The sequence below is a fragment of the Sphingobium sp. MK2 genome, from assembly GCF_040170545.1.
Lineage (GTDB): Bacteria > Pseudomonadota > Alphaproteobacteria > Sphingomonadales > Sphingomonadaceae > Sphingobium.
Window position 1 is genome coordinate 108,016 of record NZ_JAZDXA010000001.1, and the last position, 22,626, is coordinate 130,641.

A 22,626-nucleotide genomic window follows, 5' to 3' on the forward strand; every position below is an offset into this window, starting at 1 on the left:
CTTTTGCATTCAGGCCGCCGCCAACGCCTTCACCAGGAAGGGCAGGGCAGCGCCATCGGGTTCGATCAGGGTGATCATATTGCCCGCCCGGATCGCTTGCGCGTCCAGCCGGAACAGCCGTTCGTCATCTTCCTTGCCCGGCGCATAGGCCAGCGCCCAACCCTCGGCCGTGCGCAACAGGCTGCCGTGCCGGTCGGGTTCGTTGGGCCAGAAGCGCCGCACCGTCGCCAGTTCGGGGTGGGCGCGATAGGCCGACTCGTCGATCACGCCATCCTCTCCCAGCGGCAGTCGCAGCACATAGCTGCGCGCCACCGACCCGTTGGGAAAAGCAGGAGAGCTGGCCAGCTCCAGGCGTATCGTGGTCCACGTCATGCCGGAATGAATCGGATTTAGGCGCAGAAAATTCTATAAGGACTATCCCTGATGGTGCGCGTGCCGGGGGACGCCTAGCCAGGAAAGGGAGACAAACCCTGCCGGGAGACGTGCGATGAAATCGATCCTGCTGCATATTCATGACGATATTGGCGCGGACAGCCGTATGCAGGCCGCCTGCGACCTCGCCCGCGCCTGTGATGCCCATGTCCATTGCGTCCAGGTGACGCCGCTGCCCGATCTGGTCGCGGCGGACGTCTATGGCGGTGCCGGTTACGCCCCCTCGATCTCGGCCGAACTGCATGAGATTGACGAAGCCTATCGCACCAAGGTGGAGGCACGGCTGGGGCAGGAGGACATCGCCTGGGACTGGCGTCAGATTGACGGCGATAGCGTCGCGGGCCTGCTGTCGGCCGCGCGGCTGAGCGACGCGATCGTCGCCACCCTGCCCGAAGGCGGTCGGGTCACCCTGTCCGATCCCTTGCCGATCGTCGCCGATCTGGCGCTGGGCGGACGGACGCCGGTGCTGGCCGTGCCGCAGGCGTGCAAGGGCTTTGCCGTCACGGGCACGGCGCTGGTCGCCTGGGACGGGTCGCCCGAATCCTGTGCCGCCCTGCGCGCCGCCGTGCCCTTGCTGCGACTGGCGCAGTCAGTAGAGATCGTCATCGTCGAGGAAGTCGACAAAGCCGAATTTCCCTCGACCGCCGCGCCCGAATATCTCGCCCGCCACGGCATCAAGGCGCAATTGCATAGCTGGCCGCGCAAGGGCCGGGCGGTCGATGCGGCCCTGCAGGAAGCGATTGGCACGCTGGCGGCGGACTGGGTGGTCATGGGCGCGTTCGGCCATAGCCGCTGGCGTCAACTCGTGTTCGGCGGCGTCACTCGCGCCATGCTGCGCGATACCCGCGTCCCCCTCTTGCTGGCGCACTGAAAGGGGGCCATGGTCGGCGCATGGCTGTAGCGGATGATGAAAGCGATGCGCTGACCGACGCGCACAGTCTGGAACAGGCTTTGCTCGGCTCGATCCTGGCGACCATTCCCGATGCGCTGATCGTCATCGACATGCGCGGGCGCATCGTGTCGTTCAGTGCGGCGGCGCAGCGCATGTTCCAATATGCCGAAACCGACGTTCTGGGCGAAAATATCTCGATGCTGATGCCGTCCCCGGATCGGGAGCGGCATGACGGCTATATCGGCCATTATATCGACACTGGCGAAAAGCGGATCATCGGCATCGGCCGCCTGACCGCCGCGCGGCGGCGCGACGGGTCGACCTTTCCCATCGAATTGTCGGTCGGGGAAGTGAATGATCAGGGCCAGCGCCTCTTCACTGGCTTCATCCGCGACCTGACCGAACGGCAACAGGCCGAACGGCGCGTCGCTGATTTGCAAGCCGAACTCGCCCATGCCGGGCGCGTTACGGCGATGGGCACACTCGCCTCCGCATTGGCGCATGAACTCAACCAGCCCCTGACCGCCATCGCCAATTATATGGAGGCCGGCCGCGACCTGCTCGCTGCCCCTGGCGACCTCGACCGCGCCATGCTGGGCGAAGCGATGGACGAAAGCGCGCGCCAGGCGCTGCGCGCGGGCGAGATCATCCGATCGCTGCGCGAATTTATCAAGCGCGGCGAAACCCTGCGCCAGCCCGAACCGCTGCGCGGCCTGCTGGCCGAGGGCGCAGCGCTGGCCTTCATCGGCACCGACAGCCGGGGCATCGACATGGACGTGCAGGTCGACCGGCAGGTCGACCGGGTGCTGGCCAACCGCGTGCAGTTGCAGCAGGTCATCATCAACCTCGTCCGCAATGCGGTGGACGCGATGCACGACAGCCCGGCCCGCATCCTGCGCCTCAGCGCCGCGCCCGCCGACGATGGCAAGGTCGAAGTGGTCATCGCCGACAGCGGCCCTGGCCTGGACCCCGCCATGTCGCGCACGCTCTTCACCCCCTTCACCACGACCAAGGCCAATGGTATGGGGGTTGGCCTGTCGATCAGCCAGACGATCGTCGAAGGCCATGGCGGGCGCATCTGGGCCACGCCCTCGCAATGGGGCGGGACTGCCTTTCATTTCACTTTGGACCGGGCGGACGACGAGTCATGAGCGAACCCTATCCCCTCTATGTCGTGGATGATGACGAAGCGATCCGCCGCTCGCTCTCCTTCCTGCTCAAGACCAGCGGCTTTGGCGTGCAGGTCTTCGAGGGCGGGCTGCCCTTCCTGAAGGCCGCCGCCACGCTGGAGCCGGGCTGCGTCCTGCTCGATGTGCGGATGCCCGACATGGACGGGCTGGAGGTGCAGCGCGAATTGCGCGCGCGCGGCGTCATGCTGCCGGTCATCATCATGACCGGCCATGGCGACATCGACATGGCCGTCGCGGCGATGAAGGCAGGCGCGAGCGATTTCATCGAAAAGCCGTTCGAAAAGGCGACCCTGCTCGCCTGCATCGAATCGGCCCGCAAACAGTCCATCGCCACACGCGGCCTGGGCGCACGCGCGCAGGAAGCGCAGGCCCGGCTCAACATCCTGACCGACCGCGAACGCGAAGTGCTGGACGGACTGGTCGAAGGCCTGCCCAACAAGACCATCGCCTATGACCTCGGCATCAGCCCCCGCACCGTCGAAATCCACCGCGCCAATTTGATGCAGAAACTGGAAGTCCGAAGCCTCGCCGAAGCGCTGCGCATCGCCTTCCATGCTGTCGAGGGGGCACCGGCGCAATAGGCCGGTCGATGACGTCTGCCCTAAAAATCCTCGCCTGGAAGGGAAGGATGACTGAAACGACCAATGCAGGTCATAGGTGGCGAAAAGATTAGAGCCTAATAGCAGACGTTCAAGTGAGCAGCCCCCAGCGTTTCATATCAGGCGGCGTATCCGCTGGGTGCAGGCTGTATTGACCATCTGCGCGAAAGGCGAAGACGGCATCTGGCCCATAGATAAACCATTGTTCGGTAGTTGGATCATCGCCGACTGCCCACGTTTCAAGAGCGCCACCGAGATCAAATTCAAATCGGGATCGGCCAACGGCAGGGAATACCGAAATATTGGTCAGTTTCTGCCCATCGAGGTTGACCATGGCGCGGAAAATATCATCTCTGCTATCCGCGCTCCACGCGATTGGCTGACCATCAACTGATACACGCCATTCGCAGCAATAAATCCAAATGTGCCACTGCCCCTGAACGTAGGCCTGCCGTCGTAATCCTTGCTGCTCCGAGCGCCATTCTTGAACTGTCAGTTTGGGATCACCAAACTCGAAGGTTAAAAAGCTGCCATAACCTTGTTTGGCTCCCCATGCCGGGTGGCCGATTATAGGCAAGGTAAAATCATCAAGAGCCATCATATGGCGTTGATCGCATCGGTCTCGAAAGTCTGCAATGCGCGGCTAAATCTAAAAACCCGTCAGTCGCTTACCCACCCTTTTCCGTCACCCCAGCGAAGGTTGGGGTCTCAGGAGATGGCGCGATAGAGGTGCGCCAGGCACCAAGCCCAACAGTTCCGCGCCTTCGCCTGAGATGCCAGCCTGCGCTGGCATGACGGGTGAAGTCACCCAATGTTGGCAGTATCCCGTTCCGTAGCGACCAAAAGCAGGGCCTGTTCCCCCTCCCGCCAGCGGGAGGGGGTTAGGGGGTGGGCTTGCGCGACGGTGCGTTGGCCCACGCCGCTGCGACCAAGTGGCTGCTACGCAACCCCAACTCTCGGCGCCCCGCCCGCCCTAAAAACGCAACCCCCCTAAAATGCTTCCGCAATATCCATCAGCCCCAGCAGCTTCTTCGGCGCAACCTGCCGCCAGCTCGCGCGCAGCCGTTCCGCGATATGGTCCCAGTCCGTATCGCCGAGGTCCAGGCGAATGCCGACCCAGTCATTGCCGAAATAGGCGGGGCGATAATAGCGCGCCGGGTCGGCCTCCATCAGGCTCGCCTGTTCCTCCGGCGCGGTGGTCTTGACCAGCAGCGCGATGATGCCGTCGCCATGATGGTCGCGCGTGAAATAGGCGAACTTCTTGCCCTTGACGATGCCGAAGCAGGGCATGCCATGCGAGAGGATCTCGTCCGCCTGCGGCAAGGCCAGCGCGCTTTCACGCACTTTGTTCAACAGCCAGTCGGGGTGGCGCTCGCGGCTGACGAAGGCGGCGAGGGTGCGGCTGTAAAGCTGATGCTCCGCGATCAGCGTGCGCGCCGCAAGCGTATCGGCATTGTCATCGGGCAGGATCGCCACCGGCGTCTGGCCCAGCACCGGCCCATCGTCCAGCGCCGCCGTCACGATATGCACAGAACACCCGGTATGGCTGTCACCCGCGTCGATCGCGCGTTGATGTGTGTCCAGCCCCTTATATTTGGGCAGCAGGCTGGGATGGATGTTGAGCATCCGCTCTTCCCATCCGGCAACAAATTCGGCCGACAAGAGCCGCATATAGCCCGCCAGCGCGACATAGTGCGCGCCCGCCGCACGCAATTGCGCATCCATGATCTGGTCGAACGCGGCGCGCTTCAAGCCCTTGTGGCTCTGGCCAAAGGTCGCGATCCCTTCGGCGGCGGCCAGCTTCAGCCCCGGTGCTTGCGGATCATTGGCGGCGACCAGCACGATCTCATAGGGGCAATCATCGGCCTTGGCGGCATAAAGCAGCGCCGCCATATTGGACCCGCGACCGGAAATCAGGACGCCGACTTTGGCTTTGTGCATAACAACATCCGTTCGGTTCGAGCTTGTCGAGAACTATGCGCGCCGTTCTCGCCCTTCGACAAGCTCAGGATTCTCGAACCGAACGGAGGAGGGGACGGGGCTCACCCCAGATGCGTCGCCGACCAGTCGGCCTTCGCGCTCCATGTCTCGGTCGACCCGCGCACGGTGCAGCCCTTGTCGCCCGCCTGCACCACGCCGATGCGGTGGACGCTTTCGCCCGCCGCGGCCAGCGACGTGGTGACGCCCGCGACATGGGCTTCGTCCACGGCCAGCACCATGCCGATGCCACAATTGAAGGTGCGCGCCATCTCCGCCGGCTCAATATGCCCCTGCGCCTGAAGGAAGGCCATCAGCCGCGGCTGTTCCCAGGTGTCGGCATCGACCATCGCGTGACAGCCGTCGGGCAGCACGCGGGGGATGTTTTCCAGCAAACCGCCGCCGGTGATATGCGCCAGCGCATTGACCATGCCTGCGCGCACCAGCGGCAGCAGGCTCTTCACATAGATGCGCGTCGGCGCCATCAGCGCGTCGATCAGCAGCACTTCATTGTCGAAGATCGCAGGACGATCGAGCTTCCAGCCCTTGTCGGCGGCGAGGCGACGGACCAGCGAGAAGCCGTTGGAATGGACGCCCGACGAAGCGATGCCCAGCAGCACGTCGCCCGCCTTCACCCGGTTGCCGGTCAGCACCTTGGTCCGTTCGACCGCGCCGACGCAAAAGCCCGCCAGATCATAGTCGCCCGGCGCATACATGCCCGGCATTTCGGCGGTTTCGCCGCCGATCAGCGCGCAGCCCGCGATCCGGCAGCCCTCGGCGATCCCGGCGATGACGCGCTCGGCCACGCCGCTCTCCAGCTTGCCGGTGGCATAATAATCGAGGAAGAATAGCGGCTCGGCTCCCTGCACGATCAGGTCGTTGGCGCACATGGCAACCAGGTCGATGCCCACGCCATCATGGCGGTCATGGTCGATCGCCAATTTCAGCTTCGTGCCCACGCCGTCATTGGCCGCGACCAGCAGCGGATCGGTAAAGCCCGCCGCCTTGAGGTCGAAAAAGCCGCCAAAGCCGCCAAGGTCGGCGTCCGCGCCGGGGCGGCGGGTGGCCTTGGCCAGGGGGGCGATGGCGCGCACCAGCGCATTGCCGGCGGCGATGTCGACGCCAGCCTTGGCGTAGCTATAGGATTCGGTATCGGTCATGGCAGACGCCCCTAGAGCAATCGATGCGAAAACGGAACCTTCCATCATTGGCCCCCTGTAACGGGCCGAACGGCATCAGGGGTGAAGGTTGGCGCTTGGCATATAGGGCAAATCCCGCCAAAAGGGCGCGCGTGAGCCTTGCCCAGACCTTCTCCCGCCTGTCCCTGTCGCCCGGCGCAGCCCTGCGCGCGCTGTCGCGCCCGGCGCAGATCCTGTTCGCCATCGCGCTCGGTCTGGCCGCCGCCGCGCTGTTCGCGCAGATGGAGGGGGAGCGCGGCGTCCCGCCGATCGCCAGCGGCGGCGATTTCGAGGTGCCGGGGGTCAAGGTCGATGTCGTCGCCAAGGATGCCGACAGCGCCCGCTATGCTGGCTGGCGCATGGCCCAGCGGCAGGCTTGGCGGATGCTGTGGAGCCGCACGCACAGCGGCGCGGGCGCGCCGTCCCTGTCCGATTCGCAGATCGAGGCGATGGTATCGGGCATCGAGATTGATTATGAACAGGTCGGGCCGACCCGCTATGTCGCGACGCTGACTATCTTGTTCGACCGCGCGCGGACCGGCCAGTTGCTGGGCGTTTCAGGCAATGTGATGCGCTCGCCGCCTCTGCTCGTCATTCCTGTGCTGTGGGATGGCGGATCGGCCGTCTCCTATGAACGCACCAATGAATGGCAAAAGGCCTGGGCGCGCTATCGCACCGGGGACAGCGCGATCGACTATGTCCGCGTCGCCGGGTCGATCGCCGACCCGATCCTGCTGAACGCCGGCCAGACCGGACGGCGCGGCCGCCTGTGGTGGCGCGTTTTGCTTGACCAATATGGTGCGGCCGATGTGGTGATCCCGATCGCCCGGCTCGATCGCGCCTATCCCGGTGGCCCGGTCACCGGCACCTTCACCGCCCGCTATGGCCCCGACAACAGCCTGATCGGCAGTGTCACGCTGCGCGCTTCGAACGACAGCGGCCTGGCCAAGATGCTGGACGAAGGCGCGCGGCGGATCGACGAACTCTATATCCGCGCGCTCAATGATGGCCGCCTGCGGCCCGACCCCTCGCTCATCATTGAGGAGCCGGTCGATCCGGCCACGCTGGAACTGGAGACTGTCAGCGAAACGATCGTCGAGACGAGCGAATTGCCCCCGGTCGCGCCCAGTGGCGCGAGCTTCACGATCCAGTTCGACACGCCCGATGTCGGGTCGGTGACACAGGGCGAGGCATCGGTGCGTGCGGTGCCGGGCGTCCGGTCGGCTACGACCAGCAGCCTCGCTTTGGGCGGCACCTCGGTCATGCAGGTCCGGTTCGAAGGCACGATGGACATGCTGCGCACCGGGCTTCAGGCGCGCGGCTACACCGTCGCTGCCTCCGGCACGACCTTGCGGATCGTCCGGCGTCAGGCACCGGCCGGGTCGGGCGGACCTGCTCCCACCGCGCAATGAGCCAGATCAGCCTGCCCTTTGACTGGCATGGCGATGCGCGCGACGGGGACTTCCTGGTCAGCGAGGCCAATGCCCAGGCCGTCACCCATCTGGAACGCTGGCGCGACTGGCCGCTATCGGTCAGCGTGCTGACCGGCCCGCCGCGATCGGGGCGCTCGACGCTCGCCCGCCTTTTCGCGCGGATGAGCGGCGGCACCATCATCGACGATGCGCAGGGGCAGGACGAACATCGCCTGTTCCACGCCTGGAACGCGGCGCAGACCGACCGGCGACCGCTGCTGCTGGTGGGGTTGGCCTCGCCTTCCACCTGGACCGTCGCCTTGCCCGACCTGCGCTCCCGCCTCGCGGCGGTGCCCCATGTCGCCATGGCCGAACCCGACGAGCCGCTCGCCCGCGCCCTGATCGCCCGCGCCTTCGATCGCGCCGGGGCGGGCTATGCGGCGGACCTGCCCGACTGGCTATTGCGCCGGATTGAGCGTAGCTATGGGGCGATCGACGCCGTCACCCGCCTGCTCGACGCGGCGGCGCTGTCATCTGGTCGTAAGATTTCCACCGCACTGGCGAAACAGGCTCTGCAAGATGCCGGTTTTCTGCCTATAGTGCCGCCCGATCCTTCCACCGCCAACCGCGAGTAATCCGTGGCCGAAGCCGATCCTACACCCAGCCTGTCGCTGCATGGCGACCGCTATTTTAACCGCGAACTCTCCTGGCTCGCCTTCAACCAGCGGGTGCTGGAGGAAGCGATGAACCGCGCCCATCCCTTGCTGGAACGGCTACGTTTCCTGTCCATCTCCGGCGCGAACCTGGATGAATTTTTCTCCGTCCGCGTTGCGGGGCTGAAGGGGCAGCAGTTGCAGGATGTCGACCTGCGCTCGGTCGACGGGCTGACCGCCGGGCAGCAGCTCGCCGCGATCGCCGCTGAAACGACGCGGCTGATGATGGCGCAGCAAAAGGTCTGGGGCATATTGCATGGCGAACTGGCGCAGGTGGGGATCGAGGTGGTCGGCCCGACCAGCCCGATGGACGCGCTGAGCGAAGCCTGGCTGCGCGATCATTTCCTCACCCAAATCTTCCCGATCCTGACGCCTCAGGCGCTTGATCCGGCGCATCCCTTTCCCTTCATCCCCAATCAGGGCCTGTCGATCGTGTTCGACCTGCTGCGCCTGTCGGACAAGCAACCGATCCGCGAACTGGTGATGATCCCCGCCACGCTCGCCCGCTTTGTGCGCGTGCCTGGCCCGACCGCCCGCTATATCGCGCTGGAGGCGGTGGTGCGCCGCTTTTCGGGCGACCTTTTCCCCGGCTATCAGGTGCGCAACAGCGGCGTGTTCCGCATCATCCGCGACAGCGACATTGAAATCGAGGAAGAGGCCGAAGATCTGGTCCGCCACTTCCGCAGCGCGATCAAGCGCCGCCGCCGCGGCCGCGTGATCCGCATGGAGATAGAAGAGCGTATTCCTGAGCCGGTCGAGGAAATGCTCCAGGACATGATCCAGGGGCATGAGGCGATGATTGCCGAGGTCGAGGGGTTTGTCGGCATCGGCGACCTGTCCGGCATCGTTGACGAGGACCGGCCCGACCTCAAATTCGAACCCTATGCGCCACGCTTTCCCGAACGCATCCGCGAATATGGCGGCGATTGCTTCGCCGCGATCCGCGCCAAGGACATTGTCGTCCACCATCCCTATGAGGCGTTCGACGTCGTCGTTTCTTTCCTGAAACAGGCGGCGGTCGACCCCGATGTGGTGGCGATCAAGCAGACGCTCTATCGCGCGGGCAAGCAATCGGCGATCATCCGCGCGCTGATCGACGCGGCGGAGGCGGGCAAGTCCGTAACCGCCGTGGTCGAACTCAAGGCCCGTTTCGACGAGGAACAGAATATCCTGTGGGCCGATGCGCTCGAACGCGCGGGGGTGCAGGTCGTCTATGGCTTCATCGACTGGAAGACCCACGCCAAGATTTCGATGGTGATCCGGCGCGAGGGCGAACAGTTTCGCAGCTACTGCCATTTCGGCACCGGCAATTATCACCCGATTACCGCGCGCATCTATACCGATTTGAGCTTCTTCACGGCTGATCCGGCCTATAGCCGCGATGCCGCCGCCTTGTTCAATTACATCACCGGCTATGTCGAACCCAAGCGGCTGGAAAAGCTGGTGATGTCGCCGCGCGACCTGCGCGATCGCCTCTGCGCGCTGGTCGATGACGAGATTGAGCATAGCCGCGCCGGACGGCCCGGCACCATCTGGGCCAAAATGAACTCGCTGGTCGATCCCGTGTTGATCGAAAAACTCTACGCCGCCAGCAATGCGGGCGTGCAGATCGACCTGATCGTGCGCGGCATATGCTGCCTGCGGCCCGGCGTTCCCGGCATGTCCGACAATATCCGGGTGAAATCGGTCGTCGGCCGCTTCCTGGAACATAGCCGTATCGCCGTGTTTGGCAACGGCAATGCGCTGCCCAATAATGGCGCGAAAGTCTATATCAGCTCGGCCGACTGGATGCCGCGCAACTTCGACCGGCGCGTCGAATTTATGGCACCGATCGAAAATCCCACCGTCCATGACCAGATTCTCGACCAGGTGATGGTCGCTAACCTCATCGACACCGAACAAAGCTGGGAACTGGATAGCGATGGCCATTATACCCGCGTCGATGCGGGCGAAAAGCCGTTCAACCTGCACCGCTATTTCATGACCAACCCGTCGCTGTCGGGCCGTGGCGCGGCGCTCGACAATGAAGCGGTGCCGACCCTGCGCCTGCGCGGGCGGGTTTGACGCGCATGAACTCGATGCTCAGCCGGGTCCGTGCCGCTGCCCAGACCATGGCGACCTCGCCCCAGCCCGCGAACGCGCGCACGGCGATCATCGACATCGGTTCCAACAGCGTGCGCCTCGTCGTCTATGACGGGCCACGGCGGCTACCCTTCATCCTCTTCAATGAAAAGGTGATGGCGGGACTGGGCGCGTCGCTCGCCCGGACCGGCCGGATCGAGGAACAACCGATGGAGCGCGGCCTGCGCGCGATCGGCCGTTTCGCCCATCTGTGCCAGGATATGAAGGTCGCCCATATTCGCTGCGTCGCCACGGCGGCGGTGCGCGACGCGACCAATGGCGATGAATTTATCGCCCGTGCCGCCGCCATGGGCCTGACCGTCGAGATATTGACCGGGGCGCAGGAAGCGATCGGTGCGGCCATGGGCGTGTTGTCGGGCATTCCTGGCGCGGACGGCATCGTCGGCGATCTGGGCGGCGGTAGCCTCGAACTGGCGCGGATTCGCAATGGCGCGGTCGAACAGACGATCTCGCTGCCCCTGGGTGTGCTGCGCTTGCCGGAAATCCGCGCGAAGGGGCCGGGCGCACTCGAACGGCGGGTCAAGGCGATGATGGAGAAGGCGGGCTGGCAGCCGGAACCCGACCTGCCCTTCTATCTGGTCGGCGGATCGTGGCGCGCGCTGGCGCGGTTCGACATGCAATTGACCAATTTTCCGCTGCCGGTCGTCCATCAATATGAAATGACCGCCGCGCGCGCCGAACAATTGACGCGCATCGTCTCGCATGTCGGTCGCGCCCGGCTCAAGAGCATCCCGGCGATGAGCGGGTCGCGCATCCCGACCCTGCCCAACGCCGCTGCCTTGCTGTCGGTCGTGGTGCGGCAATTGCGGTCGAGCCGCCTGATCGTCTCGGCCTATGGCCTGCGCGAAGGGCTGCTCTACGAGGATTTGCCCGCCGATATTCGACAGGATGATCCCCTGCTGGTCGCGGCCGAGGCGGAAGGGGAGGCGCAGTCGCGCTTCCGGGGCCATGGCGACCGCATCGAACGCTGGATCGCGCCACTCTTTCTGGACGACAGCGCCGATCTGCGCCGCATCCGCCGCGCCGCCTGTCTGCTGGCCGATGTTGGCTGGCGCGCCAATCCCGACTTCCGCGCCGAGCGGGGGGTGGAGATCGCGCTGCACAGCAATTGGGTCGGCATCACCGCCGCCGAACGCGCGATGCTGGCGCAGGCGCTGCACAGCAATTTCGGTGGCGGCCTGTCCGTGCCGGTGGGCGTCGAGCAGCTCGCCTCCCCCGAAGCCCTGCGGCATGCCGCGCTCTGGGGCCTCGCAATCCGGCTCGCCCAACGCCTGTCGGGCGGTGTCGAAGGGCCGCTCACCCTGTCGCGGCTGGGGCGGGCGGGCGATCTGCTCACCCTGTCGCTGCAACAGGAGGACGCGGAACTGTTTGGCGAGGCGGTGGAGCGGCGCTTGCGTAACCTGGCGCAGGCGATGGGCCTCAAATATCAACTGACCACCTGATCCGCGCCATCTTCCCCCACCTCGCAAATATGGCTAAGTGCCGACGATGACCACCTCTCCCGCGCCGATCAGCCGCTCGCTCTTTTCCTTCGCGATTTTTTATGGCGGCATGGTCTGCATTGCGGGCGTGCTCGGCAATAAACAGGTAACGCTGGGACCGATTTCCGCGCTTGGACCTATGGTTGGCTTGGGACCGCTGGCGGTGGAGGCGGGCATTTTCGCCTTCCTGCTGCTGGTGACGATTTCCAGCGCGGTGGCCGAACTCCATGGCCGCGCCGTCGCCAACCGGCTGGTGCAGATCGGTTTCCTGCCGCTGATCGCCTCAATCCTGCTGTCCATCATCGTCCTGTCCGTGCCTGCGGCCAATGACATGGACCCGGCGCGCGCCGACGCCTTTGCCATGATGATGGGCGGCACGCCGCGCATCTGGCTCGGCGGCATCATCGCCTATGGCCTTTCGCAGACGCTCAACGTTACCTTGTTCGCGGCGCTCAAGGGACGGGAGGGCAGCCGGATGCTCTGGCTGCGCGCGGCGGTCGCCAGCATCCTCTCGCAGATTGTCGATACGTTGCTGTTCGTATCGATCGCCTTTTACGGCATCTTCCCGATCGGCGAACTGCTGCTGGGGCAGATGCTGGCCAAGGTTGTGCTGTCCGCGCTGCTCGTCCCGCCGGTCATCTATCTGCTGGTCGGCCTCGGACGGCGGCTCGACCGCGCCTGACTTGCAGCCGAATCGTCATTGCGAGCGCCGCGAAGCAATCCACCGGCACCACAATGGATTGCTTCGCTGCGCTCGCAAGGACGAAGAAAGAACGTCAACGCATCAAACTCTTGGGAGTGGACTTGCGATTAGTTAGCTAACTAATCAAAATCGAAAAATGCGCGACCACTGTCCGGGTCGCTGTACGGTCCCGGCCTTGCGATACCCCCGCTTAGGGCTTATGCGCCCGCGCATGAACAGCAATCACGCCCCCGATCCCGCGCTCCTCGCCAAGGCCGAAACCCTGGTCGAAGCGCTGCCCTATATGCAGCGCTATGCGGGCAAGACCTTCGTCGTCAAATATGGCGGCCACGCCATGGGCGATCCTGAAGCGGCGCGCGACTTCGCCGAGGATGTGGTGCTGATGAAGGCGGTCGGCATTAATGTGGTCGTCGTCCATGGCGGCGGGCCACAGATCGGCGCGATGCTCAAGAAGCTCGGCGTCGAATCGGAGTTCGTCGGCGGCCTGCGCGTCACGGATGCCGAAACCGCCAAGATCGCCGAAATGGTGCTGGCCGGCTCCATCAACAAGGAAATCGTTGGCTGGATCGCTGGCGCTGGCGGCCGCGCCGTCGGCATCTCCGGCAAGGACGGCAACCTCATCCTCTGCGAAAAAGTGCTGGGCAAGCGGGAGGCCGACCCCAATTCGGGGATCGAGCGCAATGTCGACCTGGGCTTCGTCGGTGACCCGGTAAAGGTCGACCGCCGCATCCTCGACACGCTGACGCAGGACGGCATCATCCCCGTGGTCGCCCCCGTCGGCATCGGCGCGGACGGCCATACCTACAATGTCAATGCCGACACGATGGCGGGCGCGATCGCCGCCGAACTCGGCGCATCGCGCTTCTTCCTGCTGACCGATGTCGCGGGCGTGCTGGACAAGGACAAGAACCTCCTGACCGACCTCGACCCGCAGGCGATCGAGGTGTTGCAACAGGACGGCACGATCAGCGGGGGCATGATTCCCAAGCTCGAAACCTGCGTCCGCGCGGTCGAGGGCGGGGTGGACGCCGCCGTCATCCTCGACGGCCGGGTGCCCCATGCGATGCTGCTCGAAATCTTCACCCGGCGCGGCGCGGGCACGCTGATCCGGCGCTAAGCGCGCGTGCTGCCGCTTGTGGACGGCCTGCCGCCTGCGCTAAAGCATAGATCGAAGAACCCGTCCCCGTGGCGGGTGACCAGCGGAGAACGATAGCTTGTACGAACTTCTGAACGCCCTCAACGGCATCGTCTATATCGTGCTGGAAGCGGTGTGGTGGATCATCATCGTCCAGGCGGTGCTGAGCTGGCTGATCGCCTTCAACGTCATCAACACCTCCAACGAATATGTCCGCAACGGCCTCTATGCGCTCGATCGCATGACCGAGCCGCTCTACCGCCCGGTGCGTAAAGTGCTGCCCGATCTCGGCGCGCTCGATCTGTCGCCGATGGTGGTGCTGCTTGTCGTCATCATTCTTCAAGGGCCGGTGCGCACCAATTTGTTCGGGGCGCTGATGCGCGCGGTTGCCTGATCGCGGTCTGGTCACGCGCGGGCGATGATCTGCTGCTCGCCGTCCGGCTGACGCCGGGCGCTGCGAAGGATGCGATCGGCGGCGGCTGGACGGACGAGAAGGGCGCGGGCTGGCTCTGCGCCCGCGTGCGCGCCGTGCCCGAAAAGGGCCGCGCCAATGCCGCGCTGATCGCGCTGCTGGCCAAGGCGCTCGATTGGCCCAAAAGCGCGATTTTACTGGAATCGGGCGACACCAACCGGCTAAAGCGGCTGCGGATACGGGATGGGGCGCAAGCGGCGGCGCGTCTCACCGCCATCATCGACATATGGGTGCAAGCAACATGACCATCGGCAAGATCATCGACGGCAAGGCTTATGCGGCGGGGCTGCGCGACACGGTGGCCGAGGGTGTCGCCGCCTTCTCCGCGCAGACCGGGCGCAAGCCGGGCCTTGCCGTTGTGCTGGTCGGCGAAGACCCGGCCAGCAGCGTCTACGTCCGGTCCAAGGGCAAGATGACCGTCGCGGTCGGCATGGAAAGCTATGAGTTCAAGCGCCCGGTCAGCATCGGCCAGGACGACCTGCTCGACCTGATCGCGGAACTCAACCAGGACGACCGCATCGACGGCATATTGGTCCAGTTGCCGCTGCCTGATCATATCGACGAAGCCAGCGTCATCGCCGCGATCGACCCGGCCAAGGACGTCGATGGCTTCCATGTCGTCAATGCCGGCCGTCTGGCGACGGGGCAGGAGGCGCTGGTCCCCTGCACGCCGATGGGCTGCATCATGTTGCTCAAGGATGAGCTGGGCGACCTGTCGGGGCTGGAGGCGGTCGTGGTCGGCCGCTCCAATATCGTCGGCAAGCCGATGGCGCAGTTGCTGCTTGCCGAAAGCTGCACCGTCACCATCGCGCACAGCCGCACCCGCGACCTCGCCAGCATCGTCCACCGCGCTGATATCGTCGTCGCCGCCGTCGGCCGGGCCGAAATGGTCAAGGGCGAATGGATCAAGCCCGGCGCGACCGTGATCGACGTCGGCATCAACCGTGTGACCGATACTGAGGATGGCAAGAGCCGGATCGTCGGCGATGTCGCCACCGCTGAAGCGCTGGCCCATGTCCGCGCGATCACGCCCGTCCCCGGCGGCGTCGGTCCAATGACCATCGCAGTGCTGCTGCGCAACACGCTGGTCGCCGCCCATGCCCGCGCGGGGCTGCCCAAGCCGGAGGGCTTGTGAGGGCACGCGCCGCCCTCCTGACGCTCAGCGCGCTGGCGCTGCTCGCAGTGCCGGTCTCCGCCCGCCCGCCGCTGCGCTTTCAGCCCGACCCCAGTTCGGTCATCGCCGCCGAAATCGCCTTCAACCGGCTGGCCAGGCAAAAGGGGCAATGGACCGCCTTTCGCGAGACCGCAGCCGATGACGCGGTGATGGCCGTGCCGCAGCGCGTATTGGCAAAGGACTGGCTCAAGGGCCGCGCCGATCCGCCCGCACCGATGAGTTGGTCCCCCTCGATCGTCTATGTCGGATGCGACGGTGGCCTCGCCGCCAGCACCGGCAATTGGAGCGCCACCGACGGATCGGTCGGTTCTTTCACCACCATCTGGCGGCGCGACAAGAAGGGAGTATGGAAATGGATCTTCGATCATCGCGCCCCGCTCGCCAGCCCCCGCGCCGCGCCTGAATTTCTGACCGGCAAGGTCGCCACCTGCAAGCGGCCGCCGCGTGCCGAGGGGCCACCGCCGGGTAAAAACGACCTGCCCCCGCCGCCCGACGACAGCCTGCTCTGGAGCGCTGACGTCGCCGCCGATGGCAGCCGCACCGTCAACGTGCAAATATGGAATGGCAGCAGCTATGATGCCGTCATAGCGGACAGGGTAGGGGCCGGATCATGATCGAATTATTCCTGTCGGCCTTCGTCACCCTGTTCGTGGTGATCGACCCGCCGGGCTGCGCGCCCATTTATGCCAGCCTGACCAGCGCGGCAAGCGCGGCCGAACGACGCGCCATGGCGATCCGCGCAGTCGGCATCGCGGCGGCTATCCTGCTGGTCTTCGCGCTGTGGGGCAAGCAACTGCTCGGCGTGCTGGGCATCGAGCTGGACAGTTTCCGCATCGCGGGCGGCATCATGCTGTTCATGATCGCGATGGACATGGTCTTCGAAAAACGCACCCAGCGGCGCGAGGACCGGGCGCAGAAACTCACCGACGAAGAACCCCATGTCGAGGATGTCTCGGTCTTCCCGATGGCCATGCCCATGATCGCCGGGCCGGGGTCGATCGCCACGGTGATGCTGCTCATGTCGCGCGCTCATGATATGACCGAACGTCTGGTCGTGCTGGGCGCGGTGCTCTTGACGCTGGCGCTGATGCTCGGCGCGCTGTTGGCGGCCGGGCCGTTGATGGCGCTGCTCGGTCGCAAGATCGAGGCGGTGATCACCCGGTTGCTCGGCGTGCTACTCGCCGCCCTGGCCGCCCAATTCGTAATCGACGGCCTGAAAGCAAGTTTCTAATCCTCCCCGGAACGGGGAGGGGGTTTGATTGAGGCACGTGACTCAATCAAACGCCCGAAGGGCGTGGTGGAGGGGGAGTGCCACTGGGCGCACCCCCTCCGTCAGGCTTCGCCTGCCACCTCCCCGTACCGGGGAGGATATGCTTTAGCGCCGCACGTCGGCCTCGGTCACCGGCGAGATCTTGATCTCGACCCGGCGGTTGGCGGCCTTGCCTTCTTCGGTCGCGTTCGACGCGATCGGCTGGGTCTCGCCAAAGCCGCGCGTTCCGATGCGGGCGGACTGCACGCCACGGCTGACCAGATAGTTCGACACCGCCTGGGCGCGCCGTTCGGAAAGGGTCTGGTTATAGGCGTCGGCACCATCGCTGTCGGTATGGCCGAACACGTCGATATAGGTTTTGGGATATTGCGCCAGCACGGCCGCTACATCGTTCAGCGTCGGCTGGAACTGGGGCTGCACATCGGCCCGATCATAGGCAAAGGTGATGCCCGATGGCATGCGCAGCAGCAGGTCGTCGCCGTCGCGAATCACATCGACGCCGGTGCCGGCGGTGTCCTCGCGCAACTTGCGTTCCTGCGCATCCATATACGCGCCAACGCCCGCACCCGCGACCGCGCCGATGCCCGCACCCAGGATCTTTTCGGTGCGGTCGTTGCGGCCGCCAACCAGATCGCCCAACAGATAGCCGCCCAGCGCGCCGCCGATGCCGCCGATCGCGGCCTTCGAAATCGTACGCTGACCTGTGTTCGGGTCCGTGGTGCAGGCGGTGGTGGCGAGCATCGCGGCCAGACCGGCGGTGCCGATGATGCGGTGTGAAATCCTCATGAGACTATTTCCCTTGTCTTATCGCCCTGTGGAGCGGATGCCCCCCAAATCGCTGAGCGGGTGTCTTTGTTCCACAAGCGAACTGAACTGGCCATGATGGGACGGTTGTGCAAATGAAAGAATAGAGAGTATAGCCTTTCTTCGACCACCATGGCCACGATACCCCTCCCCAATCCGACGCCCTTTCCCTGGGCAGATCTTGTCATCATCCTGGCGCTGGTGGCGTTGAACGGCGTCTTTGCGATGTCGGAGCTTGCCATCGTATCGGCGCGCAAGCCCCGGTTGCAGGGGTTGGAAAAGGCGGGGCGCAAGGGCGCGACCACGGCGATGGCGCTGGCCAGCGATCCTGGCAAATTCCTGTCCACGGTCCAGATCGGCATTACCCTCATCGGTATCGGAACAGGTGCTTATTCGGGGGCCAGCCTGGGCGGGCCGGTGGGCGAGCAGTTGCGCGGGCTGGGCCTGTCGGCTACGGTTTCGGCAACGGTGGGCTTTGCCCTGGTGATCGGCCTGACGACCTATGCCTCGCTGATCGTCGGCGAACTGGTGCCCAAGCAATTCGCGCTGCGCGCGCCGGAGGCGATCGCGATCGTGGTCGCGACGCCGATGTTCTGGCTGTCGAAAATCACCGCGCCCATCGTCTGGATATTGGATGGATCGAGCAGCCTGATCTTCAAGCTGCTGCGCATGGACCGCGAATCGGAACATCATGTGACGGTCGAGGAATTGCACCTGATCGTAGCCGAAGCGACCAGATCGGGCGTGATCGAGGAAAGCGAGCGGGCGATCATTTCGGGCGTCGTGCGGCTGGCCGACCGGCCGGTGCGCGAGGTGATGACGCAGCGGATGGATGTCGACTGGATCGACATCGCCGCGGACGAGGATACGATTCGCGCGCGCCTTCTGGAAACGCCGCATACCAGGCTGCCGGTGGGGCGCGGATCGGTCGAGGATATTATCGGCATTGTCCAGGCGCGCGATATCATGACCGCGCTGTTCCGGGGCGAACCGCTCAATGTCGGCGCACTGATGCGCAAGGCGGAGGTGGTGCCCGATCAGGTCGATGCCATGGACGCGCTGGAAGTGCTGCGCCGGTCGGATGTGCCGATGGTCATGGTCCATGACGAATATGGCCATTTCGAAGGGATCGTGACCCCGGCCGACTTGCTGTCGGCGATAGCGGGCCATTTCGCCTCTGACCGCGATGCGTTCGACGAACCCGATCTGGTCGAGCGGGAGGATGGCAGCCTGCTGGTATCGGGGCAGATGCCGATCGACCAACTGGCCGAGCGGATCGGCGTCGATCTGTCGGAGGACCGCGACTATGCGACCGTCGCCGGCCATGTCCTGTGGCTGATGAAGCGCTTGCCCGAAGTCGGCGACTATATCGAGGACCAGGGCTGGCGGTTCGAGATCGTCGACATGGATGGCCGCAAGATCGACAAGCTGCTGGTGGCGGCCTGCTGAAGGGCGCCTGACCTGTCAGTCCAGATGCTTGAGCCAGAACTGCATCGGGTGGGCACTGTTCGCTGCTTCCCCCACATCCTTCCAGTCATAATGCGCGATCAGCCCCTCGACGGGCGCAAAGCCGCGTTTGCGCCAGAAGGGGTCGAGCGGGCTATAGTCGGTGGGACGGGCGGGGTGATCCGGGGGGCGGATCACTGCGCAAAAGGCCGCGATCGTGAAGCCCTCTGCACGCGCCTTGGCCTCACGCCGGTCGAAGAAGGCATGGCCTACGCCATGGCCGCGCCATCGGGGCAGCAACACGGATTCGCCGAAATAATAGACCTGAGCGATGGCGATGCCCTGCGCGCGGAAGGGGGCGGCGAATTCGGGGGCGTGATCGGCCATCGGTGCGGCGGTGGCCGCGCCGATCAGCCGTTCGCCACCGCCGTCATCAGCAAATGCGCCGACGATGAGCGCGCCGGGGCTTTGCGCATAGGCGGTCAGATAATCCTGTTCATAGGCGCGCCCCGCCGCACCTGATCCATCATAGAGATAGGGAAAATCGCGAAATACCGTGATTCGCAGGTCGGCGAGCGAATCAAGCGCGGCCCCTAGGGCCGCGCCTGTCAGATCCTCGATACGGATCATGCCGCCTGAGGCGAATTATTCGGCTGCGTTCTCGGCCGGAGCCTCGGCTGCATTTGCGGCATTATCGGCTGCGGCGGCGTTATCACCTTCGGCTTCCGGCTCCGCATCGGCGGCGGGCAGGGGCAGGTTGGAACCCTGCGTATTGAGCCAGGCGATCAGGTTGGCGCGATCGACGGGGTTGCCAAGGCCAGCAAAGGTCATCTTCGTACCGGGCGCATATTCACGCGGGCTCTTCAGCCACTTATCCAGTGCCTCGAACGTCCAGTTGCCCGGAACCGACTTGAGCGCTTCGGAATAGGCAAAGCCAGCGACATGGCCATGCGCCTTGCCGACCGAATCCCAAAGATTGGGACCAATGCCGTTCGCGCCACCCTGGTTGACGGTGTGGCAGGCGGCGCATTTGGCGAACACTTTTTCACCCGCCGCGACGTCCGCGCCGGCGAGCAGGGTGTTGAGGCTGGGACCGGCAACGGCACCTTCACCCTCGGCTTCGACGCCCTCAATCGCATAGCCCATGGTTTCGGGCCGCTCGTCATGGAAAATTTTGGAACTGACGATCGCGCCGCCCAGTGCGATAATGCCCGCGAACAGTGCCCAGCCCGCTATGGTATTAAAACGATCGCCCATTTCGCTCGATTTCCCTTGCGTATCTTTTCGGGCGGCTATGTTCCGCGCCCCCTCTTGTGCGCTGCCATAATGGCGGACACGTCAAGGTGCAAGCCGGGTTGACGTGGGAAATATGCCAGGGTGGCCGAGTACGGCCCCGCCGATGCTTGCGTGCGGCCAGACAACGGCTTAAGCGCCCAGCCACTTATGGACAACTATCCAGCCCCCGCCCGCGTGATCGTCGCCGACCTCGCAGCCAAGGCGGCCGCCGATCCGGCCCGTGCCGTCGCCTATCAGGGCGCGCCGGGGGCCAATTCGCACCTCGCCGCCTTGGGCTATGCGCCCGATTGCGTGCCCTTGCCCTGTTTCGCGTTCGAGGACGCGATTGATGCCGTGCGCAATGGCCTTGCCGCGCGCGCGATCATTCCGATCGAAAACAGCCTGCATGGGCGGGTGGCGGACATGCATTTCCTGCTGCCCGAATCGGGGCTGGCGATCGTCGACGAATATTTCCTGCGCATCCGTCATTGCCTGATGGCGCCGGACACCAGCCCGGTGAAGAGTGCGATCAGCCATCCCCAGGCGCTTGGCCAGTGCCGCCACTATCTGCGCGAGCGCGGCATCCAGCCGGTCGCCTATGCCGATACCGCGGGCGCAGCGGCGCTGGTGGCGGAACGCAAGACGCCCGGCGAAGGGGCGATCGCGCCTTATCTTGCTGCCGAACTCTATGGCCTGCGCCTGATCGCCGAGAATATCGAGGATAGCGACGATAATATGACGCGCTTCCTGGTGCTGGCGCGCGAATCCAAAATGCCGGTCGCTCATGTCGGGCCGGTCATGACCACCTTTTTGTTCGAGGTGAAGAATGTCCCCGCCGCGCTCTACAAGGCGATGGGCGGCTTTGCGACCAATGGCGTCAATATGACCAAGCTGGAAAGCTACCAACGCGGGGCAAGCTTTGCCGCGACCGAATTTTTCTGCGATATCGAGGGGATGCCGGGCGACCCTGCGGTCGACCGGGCGCTCGCCGAATTGGAGTTCCACACCAAATGGGTGCGGGTGCTGGGCAGCTATCGCCAGGCACGCCCCCGCACTTAAGTGCAGGCTTACGCTTTCGCAGGCGCGCAATCGCGCCTATAGGCGCTTCATGGTCGCAGCTATTCTTTTGTCCGCCCTGGCGATGAGCGCCATTGTCGGCGTGCGGTATCTGTTGGCGAGCGGGGGCTTTGCGCTCGCCACCCGGATTCGCCAGCCGGGCCTCTATCGGGGCCTGGAAAGGCAGATGGGGCGGGAAATAGCCTGGTCGCTGGCTTCCGCGCTCATCTATGGCATACCGGCGGGCGTGGTCGCCTGGGGCTGGCAGGCGCATGGCTGGACGCGCATCTACACCGATGTCGCGGCGATGCCGCTCTGGTATCTGCCGCTCTCGGTGCTGCTCTATCTCGCCGCGCATGACACCTGGTTCTACTGGACCCATCGCTGGATGCACCGACCCAAGCTGTTTCGCATCGCCCATGCGGTGCATCATGCCAGCCGCCCGCCCACGGCCTGGGCAGCGATGAGCTTCCACCCCTGGGAAGCGCTGACCGGCGCAGTGGTGATCCCGGCGCTGGTGTTCCTTATCCCCATCCATGTCGGTGCGCTTGGCGTCGTGCTGACGATCATGACGATAATGGGCGTCAGCAATCATATGGGGTGGGAGATGTTCCCGCGCTGGATGGTGCGGGGGCCGATCGGCGGATGGCTGATCACGGCAACCCATCATCAGCGGCATCATGATCGCTATAATTGCAATTATGGCCTCTATTTCCGCGTCTGGGACCGACTATGCGGCACCGACCAGGGACTGGGCGATTTCACGACGAAGGCGCGCGCATGATCGGGCGGGTGGCGATGGCTGTCATCGCATTGGCGGGATTGAGCGGGGCAGCACCGCTCAGCCAGCCCCAGTCGGTCAGCATGGCGGTGGAAGGGCTGCGGTCCGGCAAGGGGCAGCTATTAGTGTGCGTCACGCGGATGCCCGAACATTTCCCCGACTGCACCCAGGACCCCGACAAACGCCATTTCGCCGTCCCGGCGCAAGGCGGAGCAGTCGCGCTGGGTGCTATGGCACCGGGCCATTATGCCATCGCCATCATCCATGACGAAAATGGCAATGGCAAATTGGATACTTTTGCCGGAATCCCGCGCGAAGGCGTCGGCTTTTCGCGCAACCCGGTGCTGCGTTTCGGCGCGCCCAGTTTTCGGTCGGCCAGCTTCCCCGTAGCGGGTGCGCCGGTGGAGCAGGATATCAAGCTCAAATATTTCCTGTGATCCGATCGGTTGATCGCATCGGCGGGAACCTGTAACCAGCGCGAAACATTCTAGGCC

Annotated in this window: 25 protein-coding genes; 18 read left to right on the top strand and 7 right to left on the bottom strand. The window is 64.7% G+C overall.

Annotation, left to right across the window (positions count from 1 at the left end):
- Positions 1–9: 9 nt before the first annotated feature.
- On the bottom strand, positions 10–372 hold the full coding sequence (locus V2I08_RS00515; protein WP_349633401.1) for a hypothetical protein: 363 nt from the start codon (positions 370–372) through the stop codon (positions 10–12).
- 115 nt (positions 373–487) lie between these two features.
- Between V2I08_RS00515 and V2I08_RS00520 the strand changes: the two genes are divergently transcribed.
- From V2I08_RS00520 to fixJ, 3 genes are read left to right on the top strand one after another with little or no spacing between them, the layout of a single operon-like run.
- Positions 488–1,303 carry a universal stress protein gene (locus V2I08_RS00520; RefSeq protein ID WP_349633402.1) on the top strand — a complete coding sequence of 272 codons (816 nt, stop codon included), beginning with the start codon at positions 488–490 and terminating at the stop codon, positions 1,301–1,303.
- Between the two features lie 20 nt (positions 1,304–1,323).
- Positions 1,324–2,475, top strand: coding sequence for a PAS domain S-box protein (locus V2I08_RS00525; protein ID WP_349633403.1), 1,152 nt, complete (start codon positions 1,324–1,326; stop codon positions 2,473–2,475).
- Positions 2,472–3,095, top strand: a complete 624-nt coding sequence (gene fixJ, locus V2I08_RS00530) for a response regulator FixJ (RefSeq protein WP_349633404.1) — start codon at positions 2,472–2,474, stop codon at positions 3,093–3,095. Before V2I08_RS00525 ends, fixJ begins: the two co-directional genes overlap by 4 nt.
- 109 nt (positions 3,096–3,204) lie before the next feature.
- Here the strand turns inward: fixJ and V2I08_RS00535 are convergent, their stop codons facing one another.
- The 3 genes from V2I08_RS00535 to purM all read right to left on the bottom strand — a co-directional run bounded on the left by V2I08_RS00535 (position 3,205) and on the right by purM (position 6,250).
- The gene (locus V2I08_RS00535) at positions 3,205–3,714 is read right to left on the bottom strand and encodes a hypothetical protein (protein ID WP_349633405.1); all 510 of its coding nucleotides are present in this window, start codon (positions 3,712–3,714) and stop codon (positions 3,205–3,207) included.
- Between the two features lie 389 nt (positions 3,715–4,103).
- The gene (purN, locus tag V2I08_RS00540) at positions 4,104–5,054 is read right to left on the bottom strand and encodes a phosphoribosylglycinamide formyltransferase (protein WP_349633406.1); all 951 of its coding nucleotides are present in this window, start codon (positions 5,052–5,054) and stop codon (positions 4,104–4,106) included.
- A 101-nt stretch (positions 5,055–5,155) separates the two neighbouring features.
- Complete coding sequence (gene purM, locus V2I08_RS00545; RefSeq protein ID WP_349633407.1) at positions 5,156–6,250, bottom strand: phosphoribosylformylglycinamidine cyclo-ligase; 1,095 nt, start codon at positions 6,248–6,250, stop codon at positions 5,156–5,158.
- A 131-nt stretch (positions 6,251–6,381) separates the two neighbouring features.
- Here purM and V2I08_RS00550 point away from each other — a divergent pair, with 131 nt between their 5' ends.
- The 11 genes from V2I08_RS00550 (at position 6,382) to V2I08_RS00600 (ending at position 16,731) form a co-directional block, all read left to right on the top strand.
- Positions 6,382–7,680 carry a heavy-metal-associated domain-containing protein gene (locus V2I08_RS00550; RefSeq protein ID WP_349633408.1) on the top strand — a complete coding sequence of 433 codons (1,299 nt, stop codon included), beginning with the start codon at positions 6,382–6,384 and terminating at the stop codon, positions 7,678–7,680.
- Positions 7,677–8,315, top strand: coding sequence for a chromosomal replication initiator DnaA (locus V2I08_RS00555; protein WP_349633409.1), 639 nt, complete (start codon positions 7,677–7,679; stop codon positions 8,313–8,315). Before V2I08_RS00550 ends, V2I08_RS00555 begins: the two co-directional genes overlap by 4 nt.
- Positions 8,316–8,318: 3 nt before the next feature.
- Positions 8,319–10,457 carry an RNA degradosome polyphosphate kinase gene (locus tag V2I08_RS00560; RefSeq protein ID WP_349633410.1) on the top strand — a complete coding sequence of 713 codons (2,139 nt, stop codon included), beginning with the start codon at positions 8,319–8,321 and terminating at the stop codon, positions 10,455–10,457.
- A 5-nt stretch (positions 10,458–10,462) separates the two neighbouring features.
- Complete coding sequence (locus V2I08_RS00565; RefSeq protein WP_349633574.1) at positions 10,463–11,977, top strand: Ppx/GppA family phosphatase; 1,515 nt, start codon at positions 10,463–10,465, stop codon at positions 11,975–11,977.
- 46 nt (positions 11,978–12,023) lie between these two features.
- Complete coding sequence (locus V2I08_RS00570) at positions 12,024–12,698, top strand: queuosine precursor transporter (RefSeq protein WP_349633411.1); 675 nt, start codon at positions 12,024–12,026, stop codon at positions 12,696–12,698.
- A gap of 220 nt (positions 12,699–12,918) precedes the next feature.
- Positions 12,919–13,836, top strand: coding sequence for an acetylglutamate kinase (gene argB, locus V2I08_RS00575; RefSeq protein WP_349633412.1), 918 nt, complete (start codon positions 12,919–12,921; stop codon positions 13,834–13,836).
- A gap of 97 nt (positions 13,837–13,933) precedes the next feature.
- Positions 13,934–14,248, top strand: a complete 315-nt coding sequence (locus V2I08_RS00580) for a YggT family protein (RefSeq protein WP_349633413.1) — start codon at positions 13,934–13,936, stop codon at positions 14,246–14,248.
- 32 nt (positions 14,249–14,280) lie between these two features.
- The gene (locus V2I08_RS00585) at positions 14,281–14,571 is read left to right on the top strand and encodes a DUF167 family protein (RefSeq protein ID WP_405053606.1); all 291 of its coding nucleotides are present in this window, start codon (positions 14,281–14,283) and stop codon (positions 14,569–14,571) included.
- Positions 14,568–15,461: a bifunctional methylenetetrahydrofolate dehydrogenase/methenyltetrahydrofolate cyclohydrolase FolD gene (folD, locus tag V2I08_RS00590; RefSeq protein ID WP_349633414.1), complete on the top strand. Its 894-nt coding sequence runs from the start codon at positions 14,568–14,570 to the stop codon at positions 15,459–15,461. The genes V2I08_RS00585 and folD overlap by 4 nt, the downstream gene beginning before the upstream one ends.
- Positions 15,458–16,114 carry a hypothetical protein gene (locus V2I08_RS00595; protein WP_349633415.1) on the top strand — a complete coding sequence of 219 codons (657 nt, stop codon included), beginning with the start codon at positions 15,458–15,460 and terminating at the stop codon, positions 16,112–16,114. Before folD ends, V2I08_RS00595 begins: the two co-directional genes overlap by 4 nt.
- Complete coding sequence (locus V2I08_RS00600) at positions 16,111–16,731, top strand: MarC family protein (protein ID WP_310221341.1); 621 nt, start codon at positions 16,111–16,113, stop codon at positions 16,729–16,731. The genes V2I08_RS00595 and V2I08_RS00600 overlap by 4 nt, the downstream gene beginning before the upstream one ends.
- 144 nt (positions 16,732–16,875) lie before the next feature.
- Here the strand turns inward: V2I08_RS00600 and V2I08_RS00605 are convergent, their stop codons facing one another.
- Positions 16,876–17,556, bottom strand: coding sequence for an OmpA family protein (locus V2I08_RS00605; protein ID WP_349633416.1), 681 nt, complete (start codon positions 17,554–17,556; stop codon positions 16,876–16,878).
- A 150-nt stretch (positions 17,557–17,706) separates the two neighbouring features.
- Here V2I08_RS00605 and V2I08_RS00610 point away from each other — a divergent pair, with 150 nt between their 5' ends.
- Positions 17,707–19,023, top strand: a complete 1,317-nt coding sequence (locus tag V2I08_RS00610) for a hemolysin family protein (RefSeq protein ID WP_349633417.1) — start codon at positions 17,707–17,709, stop codon at positions 19,021–19,023.
- A 15-nt stretch (positions 19,024–19,038) separates the two neighbouring features.
- Here V2I08_RS00610 and V2I08_RS00615 read toward each other — a convergent pair whose 3' ends face one another.
- Together V2I08_RS00615 and V2I08_RS00620 are read right to left on the bottom strand one after the other, a co-directional pair.
- Positions 19,039–19,650, bottom strand: a complete 612-nt coding sequence (locus V2I08_RS00615) for a GNAT family N-acetyltransferase (RefSeq protein WP_349633418.1) — start codon at positions 19,648–19,650, stop codon at positions 19,039–19,041.
- A gap of 15 nt (positions 19,651–19,665) precedes the next feature.
- Complete coding sequence (locus tag V2I08_RS00620) at positions 19,666–20,277, bottom strand: cytochrome c family protein (RefSeq protein WP_349633419.1); 612 nt, start codon at positions 20,275–20,277, stop codon at positions 19,666–19,668.
- A 186-nt stretch (positions 20,278–20,463) separates the two neighbouring features.
- On the opposite strand from V2I08_RS00620, the gene V2I08_RS00625 reads away from it, so the two are divergent.
- Genes V2I08_RS00625 through V2I08_RS00635 form a run of 3 tightly spaced genes read left to right on the top strand, consistent with a single transcriptional unit; the run spans position 20,464 to position 22,569 of the window.
- Positions 20,464–21,354 carry a prephenate dehydratase gene (locus V2I08_RS00625; RefSeq protein WP_349633420.1) on the top strand — a complete coding sequence of 297 codons (891 nt, stop codon included), beginning with the start codon at positions 20,464–20,466 and terminating at the stop codon, positions 21,352–21,354.
- 49 nt (positions 21,355–21,403) lie between these two features.
- Entirely contained in the window at positions 21,404–22,135 is a 732-nt protein-coding gene (locus V2I08_RS00630; protein WP_349633421.1) for a sterol desaturase family protein, read from the top strand.
- Positions 22,132–22,569, top strand: coding sequence for a DUF2141 domain-containing protein (locus tag V2I08_RS00635; RefSeq protein WP_310221355.1), 438 nt, complete (start codon positions 22,132–22,134; stop codon positions 22,567–22,569). Before V2I08_RS00630 ends, V2I08_RS00635 begins: the two co-directional genes overlap by 4 nt.
- The last annotated feature ends 57 nt before the right edge of the window (positions 22,570–22,626 follow it).